This is a genomic window from Streptomyces sp. NPDC023481 (assembly GCF_055560195.1).
The window spans coordinates 142,924-166,045 of record NZ_JBVHJE010000011.1 but is presented as its reverse complement, the minus strand read 5'-3'; the positions used below and the strand labels follow the sequence as shown (position 1 = coordinate 166,045).

Here is a 23,122-nt window from a genome sequence, read left to right as displayed (position 1 = left end):
CCTGGAGAACGCCAGGGAGGCGGTGCCGAGCCACGCGGACGTGATCAAGGCCAGTGCGACGGTCCGGTGGACGACGCCCGATGGCGGCACGCGCACAGGCCGGACCGCAGTGGCTGCGCACACCCGTGCGGAGACACATGCTCGGCGAGTGCAATCGCAAAGTAGGCGCACCCCGGAAGCGTCACAGGAACGCGGACCGTGTGAGGGACTGACGGCACCGCGCGCGCCAGCACATCTGATCTGAAGACGAAGCCGCACCGGAGGGCTCCGGTGCGGCTTCTTCGTCTCACGACTCCGCGCAGTGGTCCCGCCAGGGCGAACACCGGCGTCTCGCCGTATCACCCGTCTATCACACAACCATCACCAACTAGGCGGTCCCTCCCGGACCAGCAGGCCCTGACCTGCTATTTCATGCCCGCGCTGGACTGGCGTAGACGCCCTGGACGGTCCCTCCAACCTGTGCCACGTCGTACCGCAGGACTCGTACGCCAACACCAGATCACGCAGCGAGATCCGGACCAGGTGCGGACCAACTCGGCTCAGCAGCAGACGATTCCACCCCTTGCCGCAGGTCAGAGGCGACGGCGAGCGTGTATCACCAGCAGACGAAGAACCTGCTGGGACGAACGAGCATCGGGACCGCCGCAGTGCCATGCCAGTGCCCAGTGGACTGAGCGGCGCGACGGGCACGGTCTCCCAGCCCAATCACACAGGTGACGCCTCTGAGCGGATCGAGCCCAGATGTCTGAGTTCAACGCGGCGCAGTCAGCACCAAGTCAGCACGGGTGAGGTGAAGACGGGTGATGACGTGGGCTTTTAGTCAGCGCCAAACCAGCACGGGAGTCAGCACCGCCCCGTCAAATTACCCCGTACTACGCGTCCCGGGCTACGCTCGTTTCGACCGCCTTCGAGCCCATGAACCGCCCTTCCGCGAGCCGGCATGGTGGCCGCACGCATAGCCGCCCCCAGAACTATGTTGCCCCACCACATGTGCCCCTGACCTGCGTCTTCCTACCGTGTGCCGACACGTACCCGTCCCCACCGCACACGAGGAAGTGGCGCACATGGCCTCCGGTACCACCGCTCCCCCACCCCCCGCCAGCCTGCCCAGAATCGTCGCCGCGAGCCTCATCGGGACCACCATCGAGTGGTACGACTTCTTCCTCTACGGCTCGGCTGCCGCGCTGGTGTTCAACAAGTTGTTCTTTCCGGACTCCGACCCGCTCGTCGGGACGCTGCTGTCGTTCCTGACCTACGCCGTGGGGTTCGCGGCGCGGCCGTTGGGGGCGCTCGTGTTCGGGCACTACGGTGACCGGCTGGGGCGGAAGAAGCTGCTGGTGCTGAGTCTCGTGCTGATGGGTGGCGCCACGTTCGGCATCGGGCTGCTGCCCACGCACGCCACCGTCGGTAGCGCCGCGCCCGTGCTGCTCACCGCGCTGCGGCTGGTGCAGGGCTTCGCGCTCGGCGGTGAGTGGGGAGGCGCCGTCCTGCTGGTGTCGGAGCACGGTGACGCGCGGCGGCGCGGGTTCTGGGCCTCGTGGCCGCAGACCGGCGCGCCGGCCGGGCAGTTGCTCGCGACCGGTGTGCTGTCGCTGCTGACCGCCGTACTGTCCGACGACGCCTTCGGCTCGTGGGGGTGGCGGATTCCGTTCCTGCTCTCCGGGGTGCTCGTCATCGTCGGTCTGTGGATACGGCTGTCCGTCGACGAGTCGCCCGTCTTCAAGGAGGCGTTGGAGCGGTCCGAGGCGCGCCGGGCCGGTGCCGAGGAGAAGCTGCCGCTCGTCTCCGTGCTGCGGCACCACTGGAAGGACGTCCTCGTGGCGATGGGCGCCCGGATGGCGGAGAACATCAGCTACTACGTCATCACCGCCTTCATCCTCGTGTACGCCACCACCTCGGCCGGCGTCTCCAGGCAGACCGCGCTCAACGCCGTACTCATCGGCTCCGCCGTGCACTTCGCCGTCATCCCGGCCTGGGGCGCGCTGTCCGACCGGGTCGGGCGGCGGCCCGTGTACCTGCTGGGCGCGGCCGGTGTCGGGCTGTGGATGTTCCCGTTCTTCGCGCTGGTCGACAAGGGGTCGTTCGGGCACCTGATCCTCGCCGTGACCGTCGGACTGGTGCTGCACGGAGCGATGTACGCGCCCCAGGCCGCTTTCTTCGCCGAGATGTTCGCGACCCGGATGCGGTACTCGGGCGCGTCCATCGGTGCCCAGTTCGCCTCCGTGGCGGCCGGTGCGCCGGCCCCGCTCATCGCCACCGCCCTGCTCTCGGACTACGGCAGTTCCACGCCGATCGCGCTGTATGTGATCGCCGCCGCCGTGCTGACCCTCGTCGCGGTGGGTGTCGCGCGCGAGACGCGGAGCCGGGATCTCGCCCGGGTCGAGGAGGACGGCGACGAGCCGTCGTCGGCGGCTCCGGCCGCCGAGGCCCGGACCGTCTGACCGGCGGCCCCCGACGGCATCCGACGGCATGCGTACCGGCCGGCCCCGCGCGGGGCCGGTCAGTGCCGTCTCGGTGCCGCCAACCGGTGCAGTCTGAGCGCCAGTTGGATCTCCAGGGCCCGGGCCGGCGTCTGCCAGTCCGCGCCGAGGAGGCGGCCCACGCGCTCCAGCCGCTGCGCCACCGTGTTCACATGCACGTGCAGCGCGTCCTTGGTGCGCGCCGGGCTCATCCCGCCCTCGAAGTACGCGTCTAGGGTGCGCAGGAGTTCCGTGCCGCGCCGCTCGTCGTAGGACACCACCGGGCCGATGGTCCGCTCGACGAAGCCGCCGATGTCCCGTTCGCCGGCCAGGAGCAGGCCGAGGAAGCCGAAGTCCTCGGCCGCAGCGCCGTCCCCGGCCCTGCCCAGCAGGTGCAGCGCGTCCAGGCAGCGGCGGCCCTCGGCATAGGCGGCGGCCACGGTCTCGGGATGGCCGGCGAGGTCGGTGACGGGGGCCGAGGCGCCGACGGTGACCGACTGGTGGACGGCCGTGCCCAGATGGCGGGCGGTGCGCCGGGCCACCTCGGTGGCGGTGTCGGCGGCGCCCAGCGGCAGCAGCAGGACCGTGCCGCCGTCGCGGGCCGCGGCCAGTCCGTGCCGGGTGGCCGCGAGGTGGGAGGCCGCTGACCACAGGCGGCGGCGGGCCGCGGCCTCCTCGTCGGCGTCGGCCGCCGGGCCGTCGAGGCGGGCGGCGAGGACGACATGGGTGGCGTCCAGGTCCGCCTGGAGGCGGCTGGCGCGTTCGCGCAGCAGGCGCGGGTCGCGGTCGCGCGCGTCGAGCAGGTCGTCCAACAGCTCGCCGCGCACCCGCTGTTCGGCCTCGGCGGCGGAGCGGCGGGCGAGCAGCAGCAGCGAGGTGACCATCGCGGCACGCTCCAGGGTGCGCTGGTCGACGGGGTCGAGGCCGGGGTGGCCGCGCAGGACGAGGGCGCCGAGGAGTTCGCCGCCCGCGGCCACCGCGGCTATCCAGTCGCTGCCGTGCCGTACGGCGTGTCCCTCGGCCCGGGAGGCCTCCAGTGCCCCGGCCGGTGCCGCCACGGCCTCGGTGAAGTCGACGGTGCCGTCGAGGATCCGGGAGACGGCGGCGGCCACGTCGTGGACCCCGCCGCCGCGCAGGACGAGTTCGGCGAGCCGGTCGTGCACCTCGGAGGCGCGCTCGATGACGCCGCTGCGGTCCCGGATGATCTCGTTGGCCCGCTCCAGGCCGGCCAGGGCCGCGCGGGTCTCGGCGAGCAGGTTGGCGGTGTCGATGGCCGCCGCGGCGAGCGCGGCGAAGGAGCCGAGCAGGGCGATCTGCCCGCGTTCGAAGACCCGCGCGCGCCGGTCGGCCGCGAAGAGGACGCCGATCACGTGCGGGCCGAGCATCAGCGGGACGCCGAGGATGGCGACCAGGCCCTCGTCGCGGACTCCGGCGTCGATGGCGTGGGTGTGCTGGAAGCGGCTGTCCTCGAAGTAGTCGTCGGTGACGTACGGCCGCGCGGTCTGGGCGACGAGTCCGCCGAGGCCCTCTCCCATGCCGAGGCGCAGCTGCTGGAAGCGGGCGGAGACGGAGCCCTCCGTGACCCGCATGTAGGTGTCGCCGTGGGCGGGGTCGTTGAGGCTGAGGTAGGCGACGTCCGTGCCGAGCAGGGAGCGGGCGCGCTGCACGATCGCCTGCAGGACGGCGTCCAGGTCGCGCAGTCCGGCGAGGTCGTGGGCGGTCTCGAAGAGCGCCGACAGCTCCGCCTCGCGCCGCCGGCGGCCCTCCAGCTCGGCGCGTACGCGCAGGGCGAGGAGTCTGGCCTCTTCCAGCGCGGCCACCCGCCCGGCCGGCTCGCCCGCGGCTCGGGCGAGCAGCACGGGCTGCTCATAGGCCTCCACGGAGGCGTCGCGGGCCAGCAGGTCGAGGTACGGGGCCTCGGCGCTGCCGCTGGGTGCCGACTGCAGGTGATCGCGGGACATGGTCACAGGATTCCGTACCGGCCACCCGGCCCGGCAGGCCTGTGGAAAACTCCCGGGACCGGTGCCGTCGGGCCGGTCAGTGGGCCGTCCATCCGCCGTCCAGGACGAGGGAGGTGCCGGTGACGAAGGACGCCTGCGGGCTGCACAGGTAGGCCACGGCCTCGGCGACCTCCTCGGGTTCGATGAGCCGCTGTACGGCGCTGTCCTTCAACAGGATCTCGGAGAGGACGCGTTCCTCGGGGATGCCGTGCGCCTGTGCCTGGTCGGCGATCTGCTTCTCGACCAGGGGGGTGCGCACATAGGCCGGGTTCACACAGTTCGAGGTCACACCGTGGGCGGCGCCTTCGAGTGCGGCCGTCTTGGACAGTCCTTCGAGGCCGTGTTTGGCGGCCACATAGGCGGACTTGAAGGCCGAGGCGCGCAGACCGTGGACGGAGGACACATTCACGATCCGGCCCCAGCCTTGCGCGTACATGTGCGGGAGGGCGCCGCGGATCAGGCGGAAAGGTGCCTCCAGCATCACGGTCAGCACCGTGTGGAACACCTCGGGCGGGAACTCCTCGATGGGGCGTACGAGTTGGAGTCCGGCGTTGTTGACCAGCACATCGGTGCCGGCGGCGGCGCGTTCGGCGGCGTCCAGGTCGGTGAGGTTCACGGTCAGCGGTACGACGGTGCCCGTGAGGCCCTCGGTGCGCTCCGCCTGCCGGGCCAGCTCGGCCAGGCCGGCCGCGTCCCGGTCGACGGCGCGCACCTCGGCCCCGGCGGCGGCCAGCCGCAGCGCGCAGGCGCGGCCGATGCCGCTGGCGGCACCGGTGACGAGCGCGGTACGGCCGTCGAGGTCGAGCGCGAGGGCCTGGGAGCGGGGGCTGGGACCGGGCTGGGGGGTGCGCGAGGTCATATGCCGACCCTAAGCGGAACCCGCCGGTCACCACATGTGGTGGCCACCCATACTTCAGCCGGCACTCGTAGGGTCGAACCATGTGGGTGCCTCGGACATGGCTTGCTTGATCCGGAAGCGCCCGAACTCGTGCAGGTCGGGCAGCGCGTCCACCTCGAACCAGCCGACGTCCAGCGACTCGTCGTCGTTGACCCGGGCCTGACCGCCCACGGCCCGGCAGCGGATGGTGATGTCCATGTACTGGCAGATGTCACCGTTGGGGTAGGTCACCGGATCCAGGGCCTGGACCAGCACGACCCGCTCGGCGACGCAGTGCACCGCCGTCTCCTCGAAGACCTCCCGCACGGCGCAGGCAGCGGGCTGCTCGCCGGGGTCCGGGATCCCGCCGATCACCGACCACTTGCGTGTGTCGGCGCGCCGGCCGAGCAGCACCCTGCCCTCGTCGTCGAAGACGATCGCGCTGACCCCGGGGAGCCACAGCAGCTGTCGGCCGGCGGTGGCCCTGAGTGTGCGGATGAAGTCGGGAGTAGCCATGAGCCGACCCTAACGGCCACGGCACCACGCTCCGGCCGGTTCAGGGGGTCGTACGACGGTCATACGGCGGTCGTACGGCTACACGCCACCGGCGCGCCGGGCGCGCAGTCCGGACCCGATCGCCCAGCCGATCCCGCCCGCGGCGACCAGCACCAGGGCGATCTCCGGGAGGATGCCCAGCTCGGTGGCGGGCGTGGTGGAGGTGCGCAGCGGCACCTTCTGGACGAGGTAGGCCGGCACGAACATGCCGGTCCTCTGGGTGATCCGCCCGTCCGGCATGATCACCGCGCTGACGCCGCTGGTCACCGGCACGGTCACGGTACGGCTGTGCTCGACCGCGCGGATCCGGGACATCGCGAGCTGCTGGTAGGTCATCTCGCTGCGGTCGAAGGTGGCGTTGTTGCTCGGCACGGAGATCATCTCCGCCCCGTGCGTCACCGTGTCCCGCACGGCCCAGTCGAAGGCGGCCTCGTAGCAGGTGGCCAGGCCGACCCTGGCGCCGTCGATGTCGAACACGCCCGGCTTGGTGCCCCGGTCGAAGTCCTGGTGGGCCATGTCGGTCCAGCTCTTGTTGATGGCTCCGACGAGCGGGCGCAGCGGGAGGAACTCGCCGAAGGGCTGGATCTGCCGCTTGTCGTAGGTCTGCGTCGGTCCCTTGGCCGGGTCCCACAGGATCTGCTCGTTGAACAGCTTGCCGTCCCTCTCCACCACCGCGCCGACGGAGATGGGCACCCCGATGTCCTTGGCCGCCTGCTCGACGACGAGGGAGGCGTCGGCGTACTCGAACGGGTCGATGTCCGAGGAGTTCTCCGGCCACAGGACGTAGTCCGGCTTGGGGACCTTGCCCGCCCTGACGTCGGCGGCGAGCCTGTGCGTCTCGCGCGCGTGGTAGTCGAGCACGGCCCGCCGCTGGGCGTTGAACTCCAGTCCGGAGCGCGGGACGTTGCCCTGGACGAGCGCCACGGTGGCGGTGCCGTTCTCCGCCTTGTCGCTCACCAGCGCGCGGGCCGCGAGGGCGCCGCCCAGCGGTAGGGCCATGCTCAGCAGCGCGGCGGTCGCGGCGGCCGGCCGCACGGTGCGTGTCCGGCGCCTCTCGGCCAGGAGCCGCACGGCCTCGTACAGGCCGAATCCGGACAGGACGACCCCGAAGCCGAGCACCGGGGTGCCGCCCACGGCCGCGAGCGGCAGGAAGACGCCGTCCGCCTGACCGAACGCGATCTTGCCCCAGGGGAAGCCATCGAACGGCACGCGCGCGCGTACTGCCTCGCCCGCGATCCACAGGGCCGCCGCCCACACCGGCCACGCGGGCAGCCGGGAGACGGCGGCGACGCCCACGCCGACCAGCGCGACGAAGACCGCCTCCACGGCGACCAGGGCCAGCCAGGGCCCCGGACCGACCTCCACGCCGGTCCACACCAGCAGCGGCAGCAGGAAGCCCAGCCCGAACAGGTAGCCGAGACCGAGCGCCGCCTTCCAGCTCCGGCCGCGCAGCACCCAGGCGAAGCCGGCGAAGGCGGGCAGGGCCAGCCACCACAGGGTGCGCGGGGGGAAGCTGACGTAGAGCAGTACTCCGCTGAGCGCGGAGGCGGCGGCCGGGAGCAGGCGCAGGATCCGGCCACCGCGCGCGCCGGGGGCGGGCGGCTCCAGCTGGTCCGGCTGGTCCACGGAAGGTGCGGTGACGGTCACCCGGGTGAGTGTACGGCGGTGGGCGGCACCGCCGACAGCACGGTCCGGCACGGGGACACCTGCGGTTGTGGCTGGTGGGGCGGGTCCGAGGAGGCCGGACGCGCGGGCTCCGGCCCCGGCCGGGCAGCTCGCCGGTATGTGGCGTGATCACACGCCCCGCTGAGCGACGCCGGACCGTCCCGCTCAGCCCGCCGTGCCCGGGGTGATCGTCCTCAGGCGGTTCCTGATGACTCTGACCGCCGACTCCGCGTTGTCCACGGTGATGGTGAACGTGTGGCCGTCCCACAGGCGGAGCACGATGCCCTCGCCACGGCGTACGACGACCGCGGTGCCCTTCTCGGGGCGCCAGCGGTAGCCCCAGCCGCCCCACTGGCGGGGGGTGACCAGGGCGGTGAACTCGGCGCCCGCCACGTGGGAGAGCGGGATGCGGCGGCGCGGCAGCCCGGCGTGCCCGCAGCGCACCTCGACGCACTCCCTGTCGAGCTTGAGGTCGACGTGCACGAAGGCGAGCGTTCCGAAGATGACCAGCAGACCGGCCGCGATGCAGCCCACGACGGACATCACCAGCGGGGCGACGCCGGCACCCCAGGCCGAGTCGACGGCCAGTTCGATACCGAGTGCCATACAGGCGGCACCGACCAGGGCCAGCAGCCACTGGACCCGGTTGGTGGCGCGTCCCGTCCAGACGTCCGGGAGCGGAGTGTCGTCGGCGTCGGGGTGGTCCCTCATGGTGACGAGGTTACTCAGGTTTGGCCGCGCGGGGAGCCGCCCGCGGCGGGTGACTGCTCCGTGCGGCCCAGACCGTGGCCCGGGCGGCCGTGGGCGGCCTCCGGCGCGGTGCCGGTCAGCTGCGGTCGGCGAGCGGGCCGTTGGACGGCAGCAGCCGCCCCTCGGCGTAGTGCAGCGCGGAGGCGGGCAGCGGGCCGGGCCGGCCGCTCAGCAGGACCGTCAGCGTGCCCTCCGCGGGGGCCTCCGGGGCGGGAAGTTCGCCGAGCCGGCGCAGGGCCTGGGCGGCCACCGCTCCGGCGGAGCCGTGCAGCACGAGCGGGGCGGCGTCGGGGCGCTGGACGGCGGCGCGGATACGGTCCGCCACCAGCTCGTAATGGGTGCAGCCCAGGACGACGGTCGTTACATCGTCGGGCGTGAGCGCGGCCGCCGCGGCGACGGCCGCGTCGATGGCCGTCTCGTCCGCGTGCTCGACTGCCTCGGCCAGACCCCAGCAGGGCACCTCGGCCACCCGCACACCGTCGGCGAAGTCCTCGATCAGGCCGCGCTGGTAGGCACTGCCCGTGGTGGCGGGGGTCGCCCAGATGGCGACGGGTCCGCCGCCGGCCGCGGCCGGCTTGATCGCCGGAACCGTGCCGATGACCGGGATACCGGGCTCCAGGCGGGCGCGCAGGGCGGGCAGGGAGTGCACGGTGGCCGTGTTGCAGCCGATGATCAACGCGTCGGGCCGGTGGGCCGCGGCGGCCTCGGCGACGTCCAGCGCGCGCCGGGTGAGGTCCTCGGGGGTGCGCGGCCCCCAGGGCATGCCGTCCGGGTCCAGGGAGAGCACGAGATCCGCGTCGGGCCGCAGGCGCCGTACCGCGGCGGTGGCCGCCAGCAGGCCGATTCCGGAGTCCATGAGCGCGATCTTCACCCGGCCACGATAGACGATGCCGACGTGGAGGCCGGTCGGGTGGGGCAGACTGCGGACCGTGAGCGCCTTCTTGTGGATCACCGTCGTATCGCTGGCCGCCTGGTGCTGGCTGCTGCTCTGCCAGGGCTTCTTCTGGCGCACGGACGTCCGGCTGCCACGGCGCCGGGAACCGGACGAGTGGCCCTCGGTGTGTGTGGTCGTACCGGCGCGCGACGAGGCCGGCGTACTGCCCGACAGTCTGCCGTCGCTGCTGGCTCAGGACTATCCGGGCCGGGCGGAGGTGTTCCTGGTGGACGACGGGAGCACGGACGGCACCGGGGAGCTGGCCCGGGAACTGTCCCGGCGGCACGGCGGGCTGCCGCTCACGGTGGGCTCGCCCGGTGAGCCGCCGACGGGCTGGACGGGCAAGCTGTGGGCGGTGCGGTACGGCATCGAGTCGGCACGCGCGCGTGGCCCCGAGTACCTGCTGCTGACGGACGCGGACATCGCGCACGCGCCGGACAGCCTGCGCGAGCTGGTGGCGGCGGCCCTCACCGGGGGCTTCGACGTCGTGTCGCTGATGGCGCGGCTGCGGGTGGCGAGCCTGTGGGAGCGGCTCGTGGTCCCGGCGTTCGTGTACTTCTTCGCGCAGCTGTACCCCTTCCGCCGGATCGGCCGCCGGGGGTCCCGTACGGCCGCGGCGGCGGGCGGCTGTGTCCTGCTGCGCGCGGACATGGCCGAGAAGGCGCGCGTACCGGAGGCGATCCGGGGCGCCGTCATCGACGACGTGGCTCTCGCGCGCGCGGTGCGGGACGCGGGCGGCCACATCTGGCTGGGGCTGGCCGACCGGGTGGACAGCGTGCGCCCCTACCCGCGCCTGCGCGACCTGTGGCGGATGGTCTCGCGCAGTGCCTACGCCCAGCTGCGGCACCACCCCCTGCTGCTCCTCGGCACAGTCGCCGGGCTCGCGCTGGTGTACCTGGTGCCGCCGGCCGCCGTGGTCGTGGGCGCGGCCGGCGGCGGTACGGCGACCGTGCTCGCCGGGGCGTCGGCGTGGGCGGTGATGGCGGGCACGTACCTGCCGATGCTGCGCTACTACGGGCAGCCGCCGTGGCTCGCGCCGCTGCTGCCGTTCACCGCGTCGCTGTACCTGCTGATGACGGTCGACTCCGCCGTGCAGCACTACCGGGGGCGCGGGGCCGCCTGGAAGGGCCGCACCTACGCCCGCCCCGCCGCCGTACCCGACGAGGGCTGAGCCGGGCTCACTTGCGGCCGGGCGTCCACGTCATGCCCCAGCCGTAGGCGCGGTCTATGGTCCGCTGGGGGCTCGCCCCGCGTTCGGGTACCAGGTAGCGGGCCTCGCGCTGGACGAGGAGGTCGCCGCCGGTGTTGGTGATCAGCGCGAGCGCGCACACCGGGGAGGCGACGGTGCACTCGTCCAGCGAGAACTCGATGGGCGCGCCGTGCTCCGGCCGGAGGGTGACGGTGGCGTGCAGGTCGGCGAAGGAGCTGGCGCCCTCGTAGATGGTGACGAAGACCAGGATGCGCTGGAAGTCGTGCTTGTGGTCGAGGTTGACGGTGAGGTTCTCGCCGCTCGCCACGGCGCCGGTGCGGTCGTCGCCGTCGAGATGAATGTACGGCGGCCGGTGCAGCGATCCGAAGGAGTTGCCGAGGGCCTGGACGACTCCCTTGCGGCCGTCGGTGAGTTCGTACAGCGCGCACAGGTCGAGGTCGACCCCGCCACGGCCGTCCCGCCGGCCGCCCCAGCCCGGGGACTGCTTGCGCGACTGCCAGTTGAGGTTCACGCGCATGACGCCGGAGGTTCCGCCCTGCTTGGCCAGCGAGACGGACGGGGCCGCCTTGGTGAGGGTGACCTTGGACAGGCGGACCGGCCGGGCGGCGGGTTCGGTGGCGGGCGACGGGGTCGCGGCCGCGCGGGTCGGCGGGGCCGGTGCCGCGGCGGGAGCGGGCGGTGGGGTGTCCCGGGCCGGTGCCGTGGGCGGTGCGGCGTGCCGGGGTTCGTCCACGGTGATGCCGAAGTCCGTAGCGAGGCCTTCGAGTCCGCTGCTGTAGCCCTGGCCGATGGCACGGAACTTCCAGCCGCCTTGGCGGCGGTAGAACTCGCCGAGCACGAAGGCCGTCTCCACGGTCGCGCCGGGACTGTCGAAACGGGCGACGACCTGGCCGGTGGCCGCGTCGGTCACCTCGATGTACAGGTCCGGGACCTGCCCGAACGTCCCGCCGTCCGCGGAGGCGGCCAGGACGATCCGCTCGATGCCGCCCTCCACGCGCGCGAGATCGGCCAGCAGGCTGTCGGTGACGCGTCCGCCGGCCGTCCTCTTGCCCTCGTGGCGCACGGCGCCGGAGGCGTGGGCGGGCTGGTTGTAGAAGACGAAATCCCCGTCGGAGCGCACCTTTCCGGCCGCGAGCAGCAGCGCCGAGGCGTCGGCGTCCGGCACGCCGGGGCCGGAGTGCCAGCCCAGTTCGACGCGCAGCGCCGTCGTCGGCACCGCCGTGTTCGACCCTTTCGACATTGACATGTACGCCCCCATCACGTGTCGGTTCGGCTGCGTGCCATCCCTACCCGCCCCACGCGTCACCGGGCACGCGGACGGCCGCGAACAGCGCACGGCAGACGGCCCGGACCGCCGTGACCAGCGCGGCAAGATCGCCGGTCAACCGAGGGTAACGCCGAAGAACCTCGACTTTTACGCGATCTAAACGTCGATCGGCGTCCTTTTTTGCCGACTTCGCTCGGATTGGGGATCCCGGGTCACTGACGACACGGAAATCAACCGTCTTATCGGTCTCCCCAACCAGCACATCGTGGGCTTAACTTATGTGCCATGACCTCCCCCCGCTCCACTTATGGTGGCGGCTACTACTCCGCCTCCTTCCCGGACACCCCGATCTACGACTCGCTCGTCGCCGAGCGGGGCACCCCGCAGATCGCCCCGATCCGGGTCCCCGCCGCCTATGACACGGGCAGCAGCCTGCCCGCCCTGCCGTCGGGCCTCCCCGCCCTCCCCGCGGCCCCCTCCCAGCAGGCCCCGGCCTACGGCTACCCGCAGGCGCCGCAGCCCGCGCCGTTCCAGCAGGCGCCCACGGCGTACATCCCGCAGCAGGCGAACGCCCCGCGCGGCTATCCCGGCCAGCAGGCCCCGCAGCAGCAGCGGCCGATGGCGCCGGGCAACGGGTACGAGGCCATGCGTCCGGCCGCGCCGCGCCCCGCGCCGGCGCCGTACCAGGACCCGTACAACAACCAGCAGTACCGCGGCTACTGACGGCGCGCCCCTGCTGTCGGTGCCGCCCGGCACGACGGACGGCACGGGGAACGCCGCAACGGAGTCGATCCGCGTCCGTCCGGTCGGGGCGTGCCGGGGCATTCCGCGCCGGGAGGCGCGGGTGCAGCCCTGACGCCCGGCCGGGGACCGCTATCGGACGGTGATCGACGACGGGGGGAAAGGTCGTCACACGGCGGGAGCAGCCGCGCCCCGCACTGGCCGCCGCCGAGCCTCTGGCCGGCGGCGGCCTTCGTCTGTCCGCGGCCGATACGGCCCCGGCGGCTGCCGGGTCGCGCCCGGCGCCGTCCCGGCGGCATGTGTCTGCATGTGTCTGTCCGGGCACGGCACAGCTCCCGCGGCCTTCGTCTGTCCGCACGCCCGGCACGGCTCCCGCGGCCTTCGTCTGTCCGCGCGCCCGGCACGGCTCCCGCGGCGGACGGAAAGTGGTCCGGCGAAGATCCGCGGGACCGGGAACCCGGGCGTGATCCCGGTCGTTGAGCAGGCGTGAGAAATTCATGAGAGGCCGCGTGCGCCGGGTGCCGCGGCGGACGTGACGTCGCTCTCTCCCGGTCCGGTCCGGGAGTCGGGCGCCGACGCCGGGGGTGAGGACGGACCGGAAGGGGGTGGGCACATGCGAGCACTCACCGGGCTGTGGCGCTGGCGGCACAATCCGCTGTGCCGTAGGACCGATCTGGCCGAGGCTTGGGTGGCCCTCGTGGCGCTGCTGCTGGTCGCCGTGGCCGCACCCGTGACCGGTTTTCTGGTCGGTGCCGCCGCCCGGGACTCGCTCCAGCGTTCCGCACGACAGCAGCAGCACGCGCGCCACCTGGTCACGGCCACCGTGGTGCGGAACCTGGGCGGAGTCATGCCGGAGGCCGACCGCGACACCAGCTCCGCGCGCGAGATCCACAGCCGCGTCCTCGCGAGCTGGCCGGGACCGGACGGCACCGCACAGCACGGCCCCGTTCTCGCAGACCTCAAGTCACCGCACCGCGGGGACCACTTCGGACTCTGGGCCGACCCGCACGGCCGAATAACCACCCGCCCGCTGGACTCCGCGACGGCGGCGACGCACGCGGTGCTCGCCGGGCTCGGCACGGCACTGCTGACGGCGGGCCTGGTCGAGGGCGGCCGGCGCCTGACCGTATGGTGCCTGGTCCGCCGCCGGTACGCGCGCTGGGACCAGGCATGGGACCGGGCGGGCCCGGACTGGGGCAAGGCGGGCACCGGCAGCTGACGGCCTCGCGGCTCTGGTCAACCATGCGTGCACGCACACGCTACGGTGGACCGGCCGAAGCGCTTTCGGCGACGACCCGCGGGTGCGTGAACCCCGGGGCGCGCAGGTGACCGGTGGCGCGAACGCGCTCACGCCCCTGGGGTCGAGCACGGTCGCCGCCCGGGCGCCGGCGGCAGCGCCCCGGCGGGCAGCGAGCCATCAGTACGACGAGGTGGGGGCACGGCAACGCCATGGCACAGGGCACGGTCCAGGTGACGCACACCGGTACTTCGCGGTGGCGGCGCCGCACGGGTGAGTACGCTTCGCTCGCCGCCGCCCTGGAGGCCGCCGCCGAGGGCGACGTCCTCACGGTCGCCCCCGGCACCTACCGGGAGAACCTCGTCGTGCAGCGGGCGGTGACGCTCCGGGGGCCGGAGGGCTCACCCGGCTCGGTGCGGATCGCGCCGGTGGACGGGGTACCGCTCACCGTGCGGGCCTCGGCCGTCGTGCAGGACGTGCACGTGGAGGGCCAGGACGCGGCGGCGCCCGCGGTACTGATCGAGGACGGCACGCCCGAACTGGTGGCCCTGCGGATCGTCACCCGGTCCGCCGCCGGCATCGAGGTGCGCGGCGGCGCCCGACCGACCGTCCGCCGGTGCACCGTCGACAACCCGGCGGGCATCGGGATCGCCGTACTCGACGGCGGGAGCGGGGTGTTCGAGGGGTGCGAGGTCGTCGCGGCCGGGCAGGCGGGCGTGGCCGTGCACGGCGGCGCCCATCCACGGCTGGAGCGCTGCCGGGTGCACCACGCCTCCGGCCCCGGGCTGGCCGTCACCGGCGAGAACTCCTCGCTGGAGGCGGTGGGGTGTGAGGTCTACGAGGTGCGCGGCTCCGGGGTGCAGGTCACCCAGCGCGCCACCGCGCACCTGACCGACTGCGATGTGCACCGCACCACCGCCGACGGCATCACCCTGGACACCGACGCGGTGCTCACCCTCGCCGACTGCCGCATCCACGACATCCCGGAGAACGCGGTCGACCTGCGCTCCCGCTCGGTGCTCACGCTGACCCGGACGACGGTCCGTCAGTTCGGGCGCAACGGCCTGTCGGTGTGGGACCCGGGGACCCGGGTGGACGCCAACCAGTGCGAGATCTTCGACAGCACCGGTGACTATCCGGCGGTGTGGGTGAGCGACGGGGCCACCGCCGTCCTCGACTCCTGCCGGGTGCACGACGTGCCGGACGCCCTGTTCGTGCTGGACCGGGGTTCCCGCGTGGACGTGGTGGACAGTGACCTGTCGCAGGTGCGCAACACGGCCGTGTCGGTGAGCGACGGCGCGACCGCGCAGCTGGACGACTGCCGGATCAGGGAGGCGGCCACCGGCGCCTGGTTCCGCGACCACGGCAGCGGCGGCACGCTCGACAACTGCACGTTGGACGGCACCCAGACCGGAGTCATCGTCACCAAGGGCGCCGACCCGACCATCGAGCGCTGCACGGTCGACTCCCCTTCCGAGGCCGGTTTCTACGTGTCGGCGGGCGGCCGGGGCAGCTTCCTGAACTGCCGGGTGACCGGCAGCGGCGGCTACGGCTTCCATGTGATCGACGGCTGCCGTACGACGCTGCGCAAGTGCCGCACGGAGCGGTGTGCGCGCGGTGGGTACGAGTTCGCCGACGGCGGCCCGGACGCGGGGGCCGGCACCGGGCCGGTCGTGGAGGACTGCACCAGCGACGAGAGCGGCGGTGTGCGGGCGCCCGCGGCGCGCGAGGCGGCCGTGCAGACGGTGCCGCAGTCCGCCGGTCTGCTGGGCGCGTTCCCGGGGCAGCGGGCGGCGGAACAGCAGCCGCCGGTGGCCGCCGTGGAGCCGGAGAGACCGCAGCGCACACCGAAGGACGTGCTCGGTGAACTCGACGCGCTGGTGGGCCTGGAGAGCGTCAAGCGCGAGGTGCGGGCCCTCACGGACATGATCGAGGTGGGCCGGCGCCGGCAGCGGGCGGGGCTGAAGGCGGCCTCCGTCAAACGGCATCTGGTCTTCACCGGCTCCCCCGGCACCGGCAAGACGACGGTCGCCCGGCTCTACGGCGAGATCCTCGCCTCGTTGGACGTGCTGGAGAAGGGCCACCTGGTGGAGGTGTCCCGGGTCGACCTGGTCGGCGAGCACATCGGGTCCACGGCGATCCGCACCCAGGAGGCCTTCGAACGGGCGCGTGGCGGTGTGCTGTTCATCGACGAGGCGTACGCGCTGTCACCGGAGGACGCGGGGCGGGACTTCGGCAAGGAGGCCATCGACACGCTGGTGAAGCTGATGGAGGACCACCGGGACGCGGTGGTGGTGATCGTCGCCGGGTACACCGCGGAGATGGAGCGCTTCCTGTCCGTCAACCCGGGTGTGGCCTCCCGGTTCTCCCGCACCATCACCTTCGGCGACTACGGTCCCGGGGAGTTGCTGCGGATCGTGGAGCAGCAGGCCGACGAGCACGAGTACCGGCTGGCGCCGGGGGCGTCCGAGGCGCTGCTGACGTACTTCACGCAGCTCCCGAAGGGCCCGGCGTTCGGCAACGGCAGGACCGCCCGGCAGACGTTCGAGGCGATGGTGGAGCGTCATGCGAGCCGGGTCGCCCAGCTGGCCGACCCGACCACCGACGACCTGACCCTGCTGTACGCGGAGGACCTGCCGGAGCTGCCCTGAGCGGTCCGTGGCCTCAGCCCCCGGTGTCCGGATCCGGGCGCCGGACCGGCACCTGGGGGCGCAGGCGGGCCAGGAGGCGGGCCCGTTCGCGGGTGAAGACGGGGTCCGACTGGTAGTCGGAGTGGCCGAGGATCGGGGCCGGGAGGGGGTGGTCGGGGCTGCGGCCGTAGGCGAGGGGGTCCCGTAGCGGTTCGTGGTCGACGTCGGGGGCGGTGTCGTCGGGGAATCGGGCGGGGACGCGGACGGGGCCGCCGATGGGGTCGGTGCGGCGGTAGAGGTTGCGCCAGCAGGCGATGTCGCGGTGCAGGGCGGCGAGGGCGGGCGGGCCGAAGTGGGCCGGGAACCAGCGGCCGTACAGGCGCTCCAGCGGGGAACCGTAGGTGAGCAGGGCGACCCGCGCGCGGACGGGCGGTGGCAGTTGCCAGGCCGCCGCGGCGGCGAGGACGCTGCCCTGGGAGTGGCCGGACAGCACCAGCCGGCCGCCGGTGCGGTGGGTCCAGGTGGCCATGCGCCAGGTCAGGTCGGGGACGGCGCGTTCGGCGTAGCAGGGCGGGGCGAAGGGGTGGGCGGCGCGGGGCCAGAAGGTGCCGACGTCCCAGAGGATGCCGATGGTGCGGCGCGCCGAGGCGTCCTTGTAGGCGCGCCGTCCCCAGGTCACGAACAGCAGGAAGCCGAGTCCGACCAGCCAGGAGCCGAGCGCCTGCGAGGTCTCGGCCACGGCCCGGACGAGGTGGTGGGCGTGCCGGGCCGCTCCGTCGGGTGTCTCCCGCGTGAGCAGGGCTCCGGCCAGGGCGGCGCTGCCCAGGACCAGGGTGGTGGCGGTGAGCACGGCGACGACGAGGGGCGCGCGGTCGGTCAGGGTGGCCATGGCCCGGGCGTGGGCGATGGCGCGGGTGCGGGACGGGTCCTCCGGTTCGCCGGGGTGCTCGCGGCGGACCCGGTCGCGTTCGGTGCGGGCGAGCCGGGCGGTGCGGGTCGCGAGCGCGGCGGTCAGCAGGAGCAGGACCGCGAGGAGCGGTGGGATGGCGGACGCCTGCCAGGTCAGCAGGACGGGCGGCCCGGCGAGCAGGGCGCGGGTGCCGTCCAGCCAGTCGGCGACGCGCTGCGCGACCCCGCCGGACATCACCCCACCGAGCGCGCAGGCGAGCAGCGCGACGGCGGGGCCGCCGAGGCCGCGCATTCCGGCGCGCGGGTCGGGGCGGCGCCGGTGAAGGTACCCGGCCACGGCGGCGAGGACGAGGACGAGCAGGCCCTGGACCAGCATGAGGGCGCCGAACGCGGGGTCGCCGGGCAGCCTGCCCGTGGACCGCCAGCCGGGCCGGGACCAGCCGGCGTAGAGCAGGGCGAGCAGCAGCAGGGCCAGCGCGGCGAGCGGCAGAGCGCGTACGAGGTGCCGGTCCAGCCGCCGGTCGGGGCGGCGTTCGCTACGGCCGCGGCGGCACACCACGCCCACGACCGCGGCCCCGCAGCCGAGCAGGGCCACGACCAGCAGCCGACCGAGCAGCTCCAGCAGCGCCGGCCCACCACCGCGGTGATCGAACCGCACCGCCGGCACGACGACGGCCCCGGCCACGGTGAGCAATCCGGCCGCGGCATGCGCGGCCCGCAACCGGGCAACCAGCCGCCGCCCATACCAGAACCCGGCCCGAGCGAGAGCACTGCCGTGGGGGACGGGGGCGTCCCGCCCGGGACGGGTGTCCGGCGCGGCGGCGGAGGTCTCCGCCACGGCACCCGGGGCGTCCCGCTCGGGGCCACGGGCGTCCGGTACAGGGCCGTGGGAGATCCACTCGGGGTTGTGGGTGCCCGGCACGGCAGCGGAGGTGTCCGCTACGGCACCCGGGGCGTCCCGCTCGGGGCCACGGGCGTCCGGTACGCGGCTGCGGGTTCCGGGTACGGGACCATGGGCGTCCGGCGCGCGACGGCCGGCCTCCCGCTCGGGGTCGTGCGTGCCCGGTGAGGGACCGGATGCATTCCGCTCCGAATGGCCGGCGTCCGGCGCAGGGCCGTGGGTGTCCCGCTCCGAATGGCGTGCGTCCGGCACAGAACCGTGGCTGTCCCGCTCGGGATTTCGCGCGCCCGGTAAGGGGCCACGGGCGTCCGGAAGGGTGCCGTCGGTCGGCGGTGTGGTGGCGGAGAGGGGCTGGTGGGACTCGTAGGCGCGCCAGGTGCGGTGGGAGAGGTACCAGAGCAGGGCCGTCAGCGCGGTCGGCAGGGTCGCGGCGAGCGCGAGGCGGCGGCCCGGTGCGCTCCACCAGCCGCCGGATCCGGCCGGCGCTCCGGGGCTCGCCGGTTCGAGGAAGCCCAGCCAGGAGTGGCGGCGCACGCAGGCGTGGGTCCCGGCGCACTGCCAGGCGACCAGGTCGAGGGCCACCTCGCAGGCCGCGGCCACCAGCAGCACGGTCAGGGTGAGGGCGACCAGGCGCACCAGGAGGCCGTAGAGCCGGACGGTGCCCGGCCGAGCGGGCGCGGCGGGCCGCATCCAGTGGGCCAGGTTGACGACCATGAACGGCAGCAGTAACAGCCACAGGGCGCGGCTGCCGTCCCCGGAGGTGAGGTTGCACCAGACGTACGCCTCGCGGACCGGTTCGCGGGGGTGCCGTCCGGCCGGGGCGGTCTCGGTGTCCTCGGCGCGCCGGAAGACCGCGGCCGTGTCGTCGCCGGTGACCCGTACCGTGCGCGGATCACCGAGCATCTTCTCCGGCGTGGCGCCACCGACCCCGTGCACCAGCAGCTCCAGCTCGCTCTCCGCCTCCCCGCCGGCCGAGCGGTCCGCAGGGCACATGGGCTGCCGTTCCGCCCGCGCCCCCGACCCCGCCGGGTACGGCCCGGACCAGTCGGGCCCACCCGACCGGTCGGCGCCCTCCCCCGCTACCGCCCGGCGTACCTCGTCCCGCCCCGCCGGCCGGCCCCCGCGCTGCTCGGCGGAGCTGTTCTCCGTGCGTTTCACTGTTCTCGCACTTCCCCGTGACGCCTGACGTCTGTGTGTCGTGCGGGCGTCAGGATCTCGTGTCCGGCGGGCGTGTACGGCTCTCGTCACGGAATCTCCCCGAACCGGATCACGGCGGACGGTTCGGCAGGCGGTGGCGCAACCGGGGCCGAGCCGTGAAAAGATGGGACGCCCGTGCGCTGCCGGACGGCCGGAACGTCCTGGTCGGAGCCGGTGCACCGGGCGTGTCGGACGGATGGCGGCGAAAGGACCGGAGCGTACGTGAGCGAGAATCAGAACCTCCTCGCGGAGCAGCGCCGCGCCCTGATCCTGGACGAGGTCCGGCGCCGGGGCGGGGTGCGGGTCAACGAACTGACCCGCAAGCTCGGCGTCTCGGACATGACCGTGCGCCGCGATCTGGACGCGCTCGCCCGCCAAGGTGTGCTGGAGAAGGTGCACGGCGGTGCGGTGCCGGTGGTCGAGGCGAGCACGCACGAGCCGGGGTTCGAGGCGAAGTCGGGGCTGGAGCTGACCGCCAAGGAGGACATCGCACGCGCCGCGTCGCGCCTGGTCGGCCCGGGGTCGGCGATCGCGCTGTCCGGTGGTACGACGACGTACGCGCTCGCCCAGCACCTGCTGGAGGTGCCCGAGCTGACCGTGGTGACGAACTCGGTGCGGGTCGCGGACGTCTTCCACGCGGCGCAGCGCACCTCGGGACAGCGGCAGGGCTCGGCCACGGTGGTGCTGACCGGCGGGGTGCGCACCCCTTCGGACTCGTTGGTGGGGCCGGTGGCCGACCAGGCGATCGCCTCGCTCCACTTCGATCTGCTGTTCCTCGGGGTGCACGGCATATCGGTGGAGGCCGGCCTGTCCACGCCGAACCTGGCGGAGGCGGAGACCAACCGGCGGCTGGTGCATTCCGCGCGCCGGGTCGTGGTGGTCGCCGACCACACCAAGTGGGGTGTGGTGGGGCTGAGTTCGTTCGCCGCCCTCGACCAGGTCGACCTGCTGGTGACCGACGCGGGTCTGCCCCCCGAGGCGCGCGGGGAGATGTCCGAGCACCTGCGGGTGGTGGTGGCGGGCGAGTCCGAGGACGAGGACCCGGCAGACATCTGAGGACCTGTCAGCTAAGGTGACGGGGCCCGGTCAAGCACCCTGTGGGAGCGTCACGAGGGGGAATCGTCCATGGCTCGTCGTCTGCGCCCGGTGGATGTCGACTTCATCGGGGTCGCGCCCGTGCGGATGGTCTTCGCGCGGAACATCTCCGCACCACCCGAGCAGGTCTTCCGTGCGCTGGCCGAGGACGTACCCGGCTGGGCGGAGTGGTTCTCGGCGGTGACGTCCGCGCGGGCCACCGACGGCGGCGCCGGGCGGGAGATCCGGCTCCGGGGCGGCGGACGGTTCACGGAGACGGTGCTCGTGGCGAAGGCGCCCGAGGTCTATGCCTACCGGGTGGACGCCACCAACGCGCCGGGCGCCCGCGCCCTGGCCGAGGAGTGGCACCTGGCTCCGCACGGCACCGGCACCCGGGTGCGGTGGACCTTCGCCGCCGATGGCACGGCGCTGTTCCGGTTCGTCCTGACGCTGGCCCGGGCCGGGCTCGAGCGGGCCTTCCGGGACGCGGTGACGTCCCTGGACCGGCGGCTTACCACGCGCTGATCAGTCGCGGGCGAGCTGCGCCTCGGTCACGACCGCTGCCATCAGCTCCCCGTCCAGCAGGGAGACGTCCGCCAGCCGGGAGGCCGCGGACAGCGAGTTCAGCAGGGTCTTGGTGACGCGCAGGGCCGCCGGGGGGCGGCGGACGACGGGTTTGGCCCAGGCGGCGACGGCCGCGTCCAGCTCGTGCGCGGGGACGACCTTCTGCAGGATGGACAGGGACTGGGCCTCCGCCGCGGTGAAGGCCCGGCCGGTGAGGACCAGTTCGCGCACCCGGGCGGCGCCGACCTCGTTGATGAGGCGGGGCAGCAGGCCGCCCCAGGCGGTGGGCAGCCCGAGGGCCAGCTCGGGCAGCCGGAAGGTCGCGTCCTGCGCTCCCACCCGCAGATCGCAGGCGAGCGCCAGGGCCATGCCCGCCCCGATGACCTTGCCGTGGACGCGGGCGATGGTGACGGCCGGGTTCCCGGTCAGGGCGTCGCAGACGCGCCGCGCCTTGGTTCCCGAGGCCCGGATGCCGCTGCCGGTGGGGTCGTCGGCGAGGTGCCGGGTGAACTCGCCACGGTCCCCGCCGAGGCAGAAGTCGTCCCCGCCGCCGGTGAGCACCAGGACCCGGACGTCCGGATCCTGGTCCGTCAGGACCGCCAGGAGGTCGTCGAGCAGGGCGTCGGTGACGGTGTTGCCGTGCCCGGGGGTGTTCAGCTCGATGGTGAGGACGGGTCCCTCGCGGTGGGTCCGCAGGGTCTGCTCTTCGGGTCCGGCCGGGAGGGCCTCGTAGGAGAGGGCGGTCATGTGGTCACTTTCAGGGAGGTGACGCGCCGGAAGGCCATGCGGGGCGCGTAGGTCGGGGCCGCGGTCGGCCGCAGGGTGGGGAAGCGTTCCAGCAGCTGGGTGAGGAGCTGGCGGGCCTCCAGGCGGGCCAGGGCCGAGCCGAGGCAGTAGTGGGCACCACCGCCGAAGGTGAGGTGGCCGCCCTTGCGGAGGATGTCGAAGACGTGCGGGTTCGCGTTGCGGCGCGGGTCGTGGTTGGCGGCGCCGTAGAGGACGTGGACGGTGGTGTCCCTGGCGACGGGTACGCCGGCGAGCACGGTGTCCTCGGCCGCGTAGCGGGTGTTGAGGTGGATGGGCGGGTCGTAGCGCAGCACCTCGTCGATCGCGTCGTCGAGGTGTGCGGGGTGCCGGCGCAGCCAGTCGGCCCGGGTGGGTTCCCTGGTCAGGAACCACACCGCGTTGGTGAGCAGGGTGGCGGTGGTCTCCAGGGAGGCGATGGTGATGAACATCGTCAGGTCGTAGAGCATCTGGTCCGCGGCCGCGCGGTCGTCGGGGTACTGGGCGTCCCAGTGGCGGATCCAGCCGGAGAGGACATCGTCGCCGGGGTGGGCGCGCCGGTGGGCGACGAGGCGGGTGAAGAAGTCCCGCATCTCGGCGGTGGCCCGGGCGGAGACCGCCAGTTCGCTCTTGGTGGGGAGCAGTTCCTGGGCGTGGACCTGCCGGTGGGTGAAGTCGAGGATGTGCGGGTAGTGCTCGGCGGGGACGGCGAGCCACTGGCCGACGGTGTGGACGGGGAGCTGGTCGCCGACGAGGGGGACGAAGTCGGCCGTGCCGTCGGTGCGCAGGCGTAACTCCAGGCGGTCGAGGAGCCGGGTGACGTGGTCGGCGATCCGGGGCCGCAGGGCTTCCAGGGTGCCGCGGTCGAAGAGGTTGCCCAGGGCGCGGCGCTGGACGGTGTGCACGGGCGGGTTGAGGCGGGAAAGGGTCCGGGTCATCTCCCGGGTCGCCGGTTCCCGCCAGCGCGCGGTGTCGGCCTGGCGTTCCTGCCAGTCGAAGTCGGGGACGAGCCAGTTCCTGCCGCGCAGGATCTGGCTGCACGCCTCGAATCCGGTCACGAAGTAGCCGCCCCAGGGAGCCGGCACCAGGTCGCCCAGTGCGCGCAGTTCGTCCCAGACGGGGAGGGGGTCGGCCCGGCCCTCGTCGGACCGCAGGCGACGAAGGAGGGGGATGACGGCTCGCCGGTCGGTGGTGGTGCCGCTTACGACGCCCACGGCGGTCACGCGAAGCTCCTTTGCGGCTGGGCGTTACCGTTACCGTTACCGCTGGAACCTACCCTTCCCCTCTCCTTCGTCATGCGCCTGACAGTGTTGCTCCCGTCACATGCGGCACATCCGGCCCGGACGATGTACATCCGGCCCGGCGCTTT

Annotated in this window: 17 protein-coding genes; 7 read left to right on the top strand and 10 right to left on the bottom strand. The window is 73.5% G+C overall.

From position 1 onward, the window contains the following. Window positions 1–1,064 precede the first annotated feature (1,064 nt). The gene (locus ACZ3ZD_RS22250; protein WP_467399962.1) at window positions 1,065–2,441 is read left to right on the top strand and encodes an MFS transporter; all 1,377 of its coding nucleotides are present in this window, start codon (window positions 1,065–1,067) and stop codon (window positions 2,439–2,441) included. A gap of 59 nt (window positions 2,442–2,500) precedes the next feature. Here ACZ3ZD_RS22250 and ACZ3ZD_RS22245 read toward each other — a convergent pair whose 3' ends face one another. From ACZ3ZD_RS22245 to ACZ3ZD_RS22220, 6 genes are all read right to left on the bottom strand, one after another. Continuing rightward, on the bottom strand, window positions 2,501–4,420 hold the full coding sequence (locus tag ACZ3ZD_RS22245) for a helix-turn-helix domain-containing protein (protein WP_467399961.1): 1,920 nt from the start codon (window positions 4,418–4,420) through the stop codon (window positions 2,501–2,503). A 76-nt stretch (window positions 4,421–4,496) separates the two neighbouring features. Next, a complete protein-coding gene (locus ACZ3ZD_RS22240; protein ID WP_467399958.1) occupies window positions 4,497–5,318 on the bottom strand; it encodes a 3-hydroxybutyrate dehydrogenase in 822 nt (273 codons plus the stop codon). A 54-nt stretch (window positions 5,319–5,372) separates the two neighbouring features. After that, window positions 5,373–5,852 carry an NUDIX hydrolase gene (locus ACZ3ZD_RS22235; protein WP_467399954.1) on the bottom strand — a complete coding sequence of 160 codons (480 nt, stop codon included), beginning with the start codon at window positions 5,850–5,852 and terminating at the stop codon, window positions 5,373–5,375. A gap of 78 nt (window positions 5,853–5,930) precedes the next feature. Continuing rightward, entirely contained in the window at window positions 5,931–7,538 is a 1,608-nt protein-coding gene (gene lnt, locus ACZ3ZD_RS22230) for an apolipoprotein N-acyltransferase (protein ID WP_467399952.1), read from the bottom strand. Window positions 7,539–7,721: 183 nt separating this feature from the next. Next, the gene (locus ACZ3ZD_RS22225; protein WP_467399950.1) at window positions 7,722–8,267 is read right to left on the bottom strand and encodes a hypothetical protein; all 546 of its coding nucleotides are present in this window, start codon (window positions 8,265–8,267) and stop codon (window positions 7,722–7,724) included. 115 nt (window positions 8,268–8,382) lie between these two features. Then, window positions 8,383–9,177 carry a glutamate racemase gene (locus ACZ3ZD_RS22220; RefSeq protein WP_467399946.1) on the bottom strand — a complete coding sequence of 265 codons (795 nt, stop codon included), beginning with the start codon at window positions 9,175–9,177 and terminating at the stop codon, window positions 8,383–8,385. Window positions 9,178–9,193: 16 nt separating this feature from the next. Between ACZ3ZD_RS22220 and ACZ3ZD_RS22215 the strand changes: the two genes are divergently transcribed. Continuing rightward, window positions 9,194–10,411, top strand: a complete 1,218-nt coding sequence (locus ACZ3ZD_RS22215; RefSeq protein ID WP_467399944.1) for a glycosyltransferase — start codon at window positions 9,194–9,196, stop codon at window positions 10,409–10,411. A gap of 7 nt (window positions 10,412–10,418) precedes the next feature. On the opposite strand, the gene ACZ3ZD_RS22210 is transcribed toward ACZ3ZD_RS22215, so the two are convergent. Next, window positions 10,419–11,690 carry a TerD family protein gene (locus ACZ3ZD_RS22210; RefSeq protein WP_467400198.1) on the bottom strand — a complete coding sequence of 424 codons (1,272 nt, stop codon included), beginning with the start codon at window positions 11,688–11,690 and terminating at the stop codon, window positions 10,419–10,421. Window positions 11,691–12,002: 312 nt separating this feature from the next. Here ACZ3ZD_RS22210 and ACZ3ZD_RS22205 point away from each other — a divergent pair, with 312 nt between their 5' ends. The 3 genes from ACZ3ZD_RS22205 to ACZ3ZD_RS22195 all read left to right on the top strand — a co-directional run bounded on the left by ACZ3ZD_RS22205 (window position 12,003) and on the right by ACZ3ZD_RS22195 (window position 16,346). Then, entirely contained in the window at window positions 12,003–12,440 is a 438-nt protein-coding gene (locus ACZ3ZD_RS22205) for a DUF6643 family protein (RefSeq protein ID WP_467399942.1), read from the top strand. Window positions 12,441–13,071: 631 nt separating this feature from the next. After that, on the top strand, window positions 13,072–13,677 hold the full coding sequence (locus ACZ3ZD_RS22200; RefSeq protein WP_467399939.1) for an Rv1733c family protein: 606 nt from the start codon (window positions 13,072–13,074) through the stop codon (window positions 13,675–13,677). Between the two features lie 230 nt (window positions 13,678–13,907). After that, a complete protein-coding gene (locus ACZ3ZD_RS22195; RefSeq protein ID WP_467399937.1) occupies window positions 13,908–16,346 on the top strand; it encodes a right-handed parallel beta-helix repeat-containing protein in 2,439 nt (812 codons plus the stop codon). A 13-nt stretch (window positions 16,347–16,359) separates the two neighbouring features. On the opposite strand, the gene ACZ3ZD_RS22190 is transcribed toward ACZ3ZD_RS22195, so the two are convergent. Further along, window positions 16,360–19,128: a hypothetical protein gene (locus ACZ3ZD_RS22190; protein WP_467400195.1), complete on the bottom strand. Its 2,769-nt coding sequence runs from the start codon at window positions 19,126–19,128 to the stop codon at window positions 16,360–16,362. Window positions 19,129–19,554: 426 nt separating this feature from the next. Here ACZ3ZD_RS22190 and ACZ3ZD_RS22185 point away from each other — a divergent pair, with 426 nt between their 5' ends. Together ACZ3ZD_RS22185 and ACZ3ZD_RS22180 are read left to right on the top strand one after the other, a co-directional pair. Continuing rightward, window positions 19,555–20,388, top strand: a complete 834-nt coding sequence (locus tag ACZ3ZD_RS22185) for a DeoR/GlpR family DNA-binding transcription regulator (protein ID WP_467399933.1) — start codon at window positions 19,555–19,557, stop codon at window positions 20,386–20,388. A gap of 69 nt (window positions 20,389–20,457) precedes the next feature. Beyond that, on the top strand, window positions 20,458–20,931 hold the full coding sequence (locus ACZ3ZD_RS22180; RefSeq protein ID WP_467399931.1) for an SRPBCC family protein: 474 nt from the start codon (window positions 20,458–20,460) through the stop codon (window positions 20,929–20,931). On the opposite strand, the gene ACZ3ZD_RS22175 is transcribed toward ACZ3ZD_RS22180, so the two are convergent. Both ACZ3ZD_RS22175 and ACZ3ZD_RS22170 read right to left on the bottom strand, forming a co-directional pair. Continuing rightward, the gene (locus tag ACZ3ZD_RS22175) at window positions 20,932–21,717 is read right to left on the bottom strand and encodes an enoyl-CoA hydratase/isomerase family protein (protein WP_467399929.1); all 786 of its coding nucleotides are present in this window, start codon (window positions 21,715–21,717) and stop codon (window positions 20,932–20,934) included. It abuts the gene before it with no gap. Continuing rightward, window positions 21,714–22,976 (bottom strand): cytochrome P450, encoded by a 1,263-nt coding sequence (locus ACZ3ZD_RS22170; protein ID WP_467399927.1) that lies wholly within the window; start codon window positions 22,974–22,976, stop codon window positions 21,714–21,716. The genes ACZ3ZD_RS22175 and ACZ3ZD_RS22170 overlap by 4 nt, the downstream gene beginning before the upstream one ends. Window positions 22,977–23,122 lie beyond the last annotated feature (146 nt).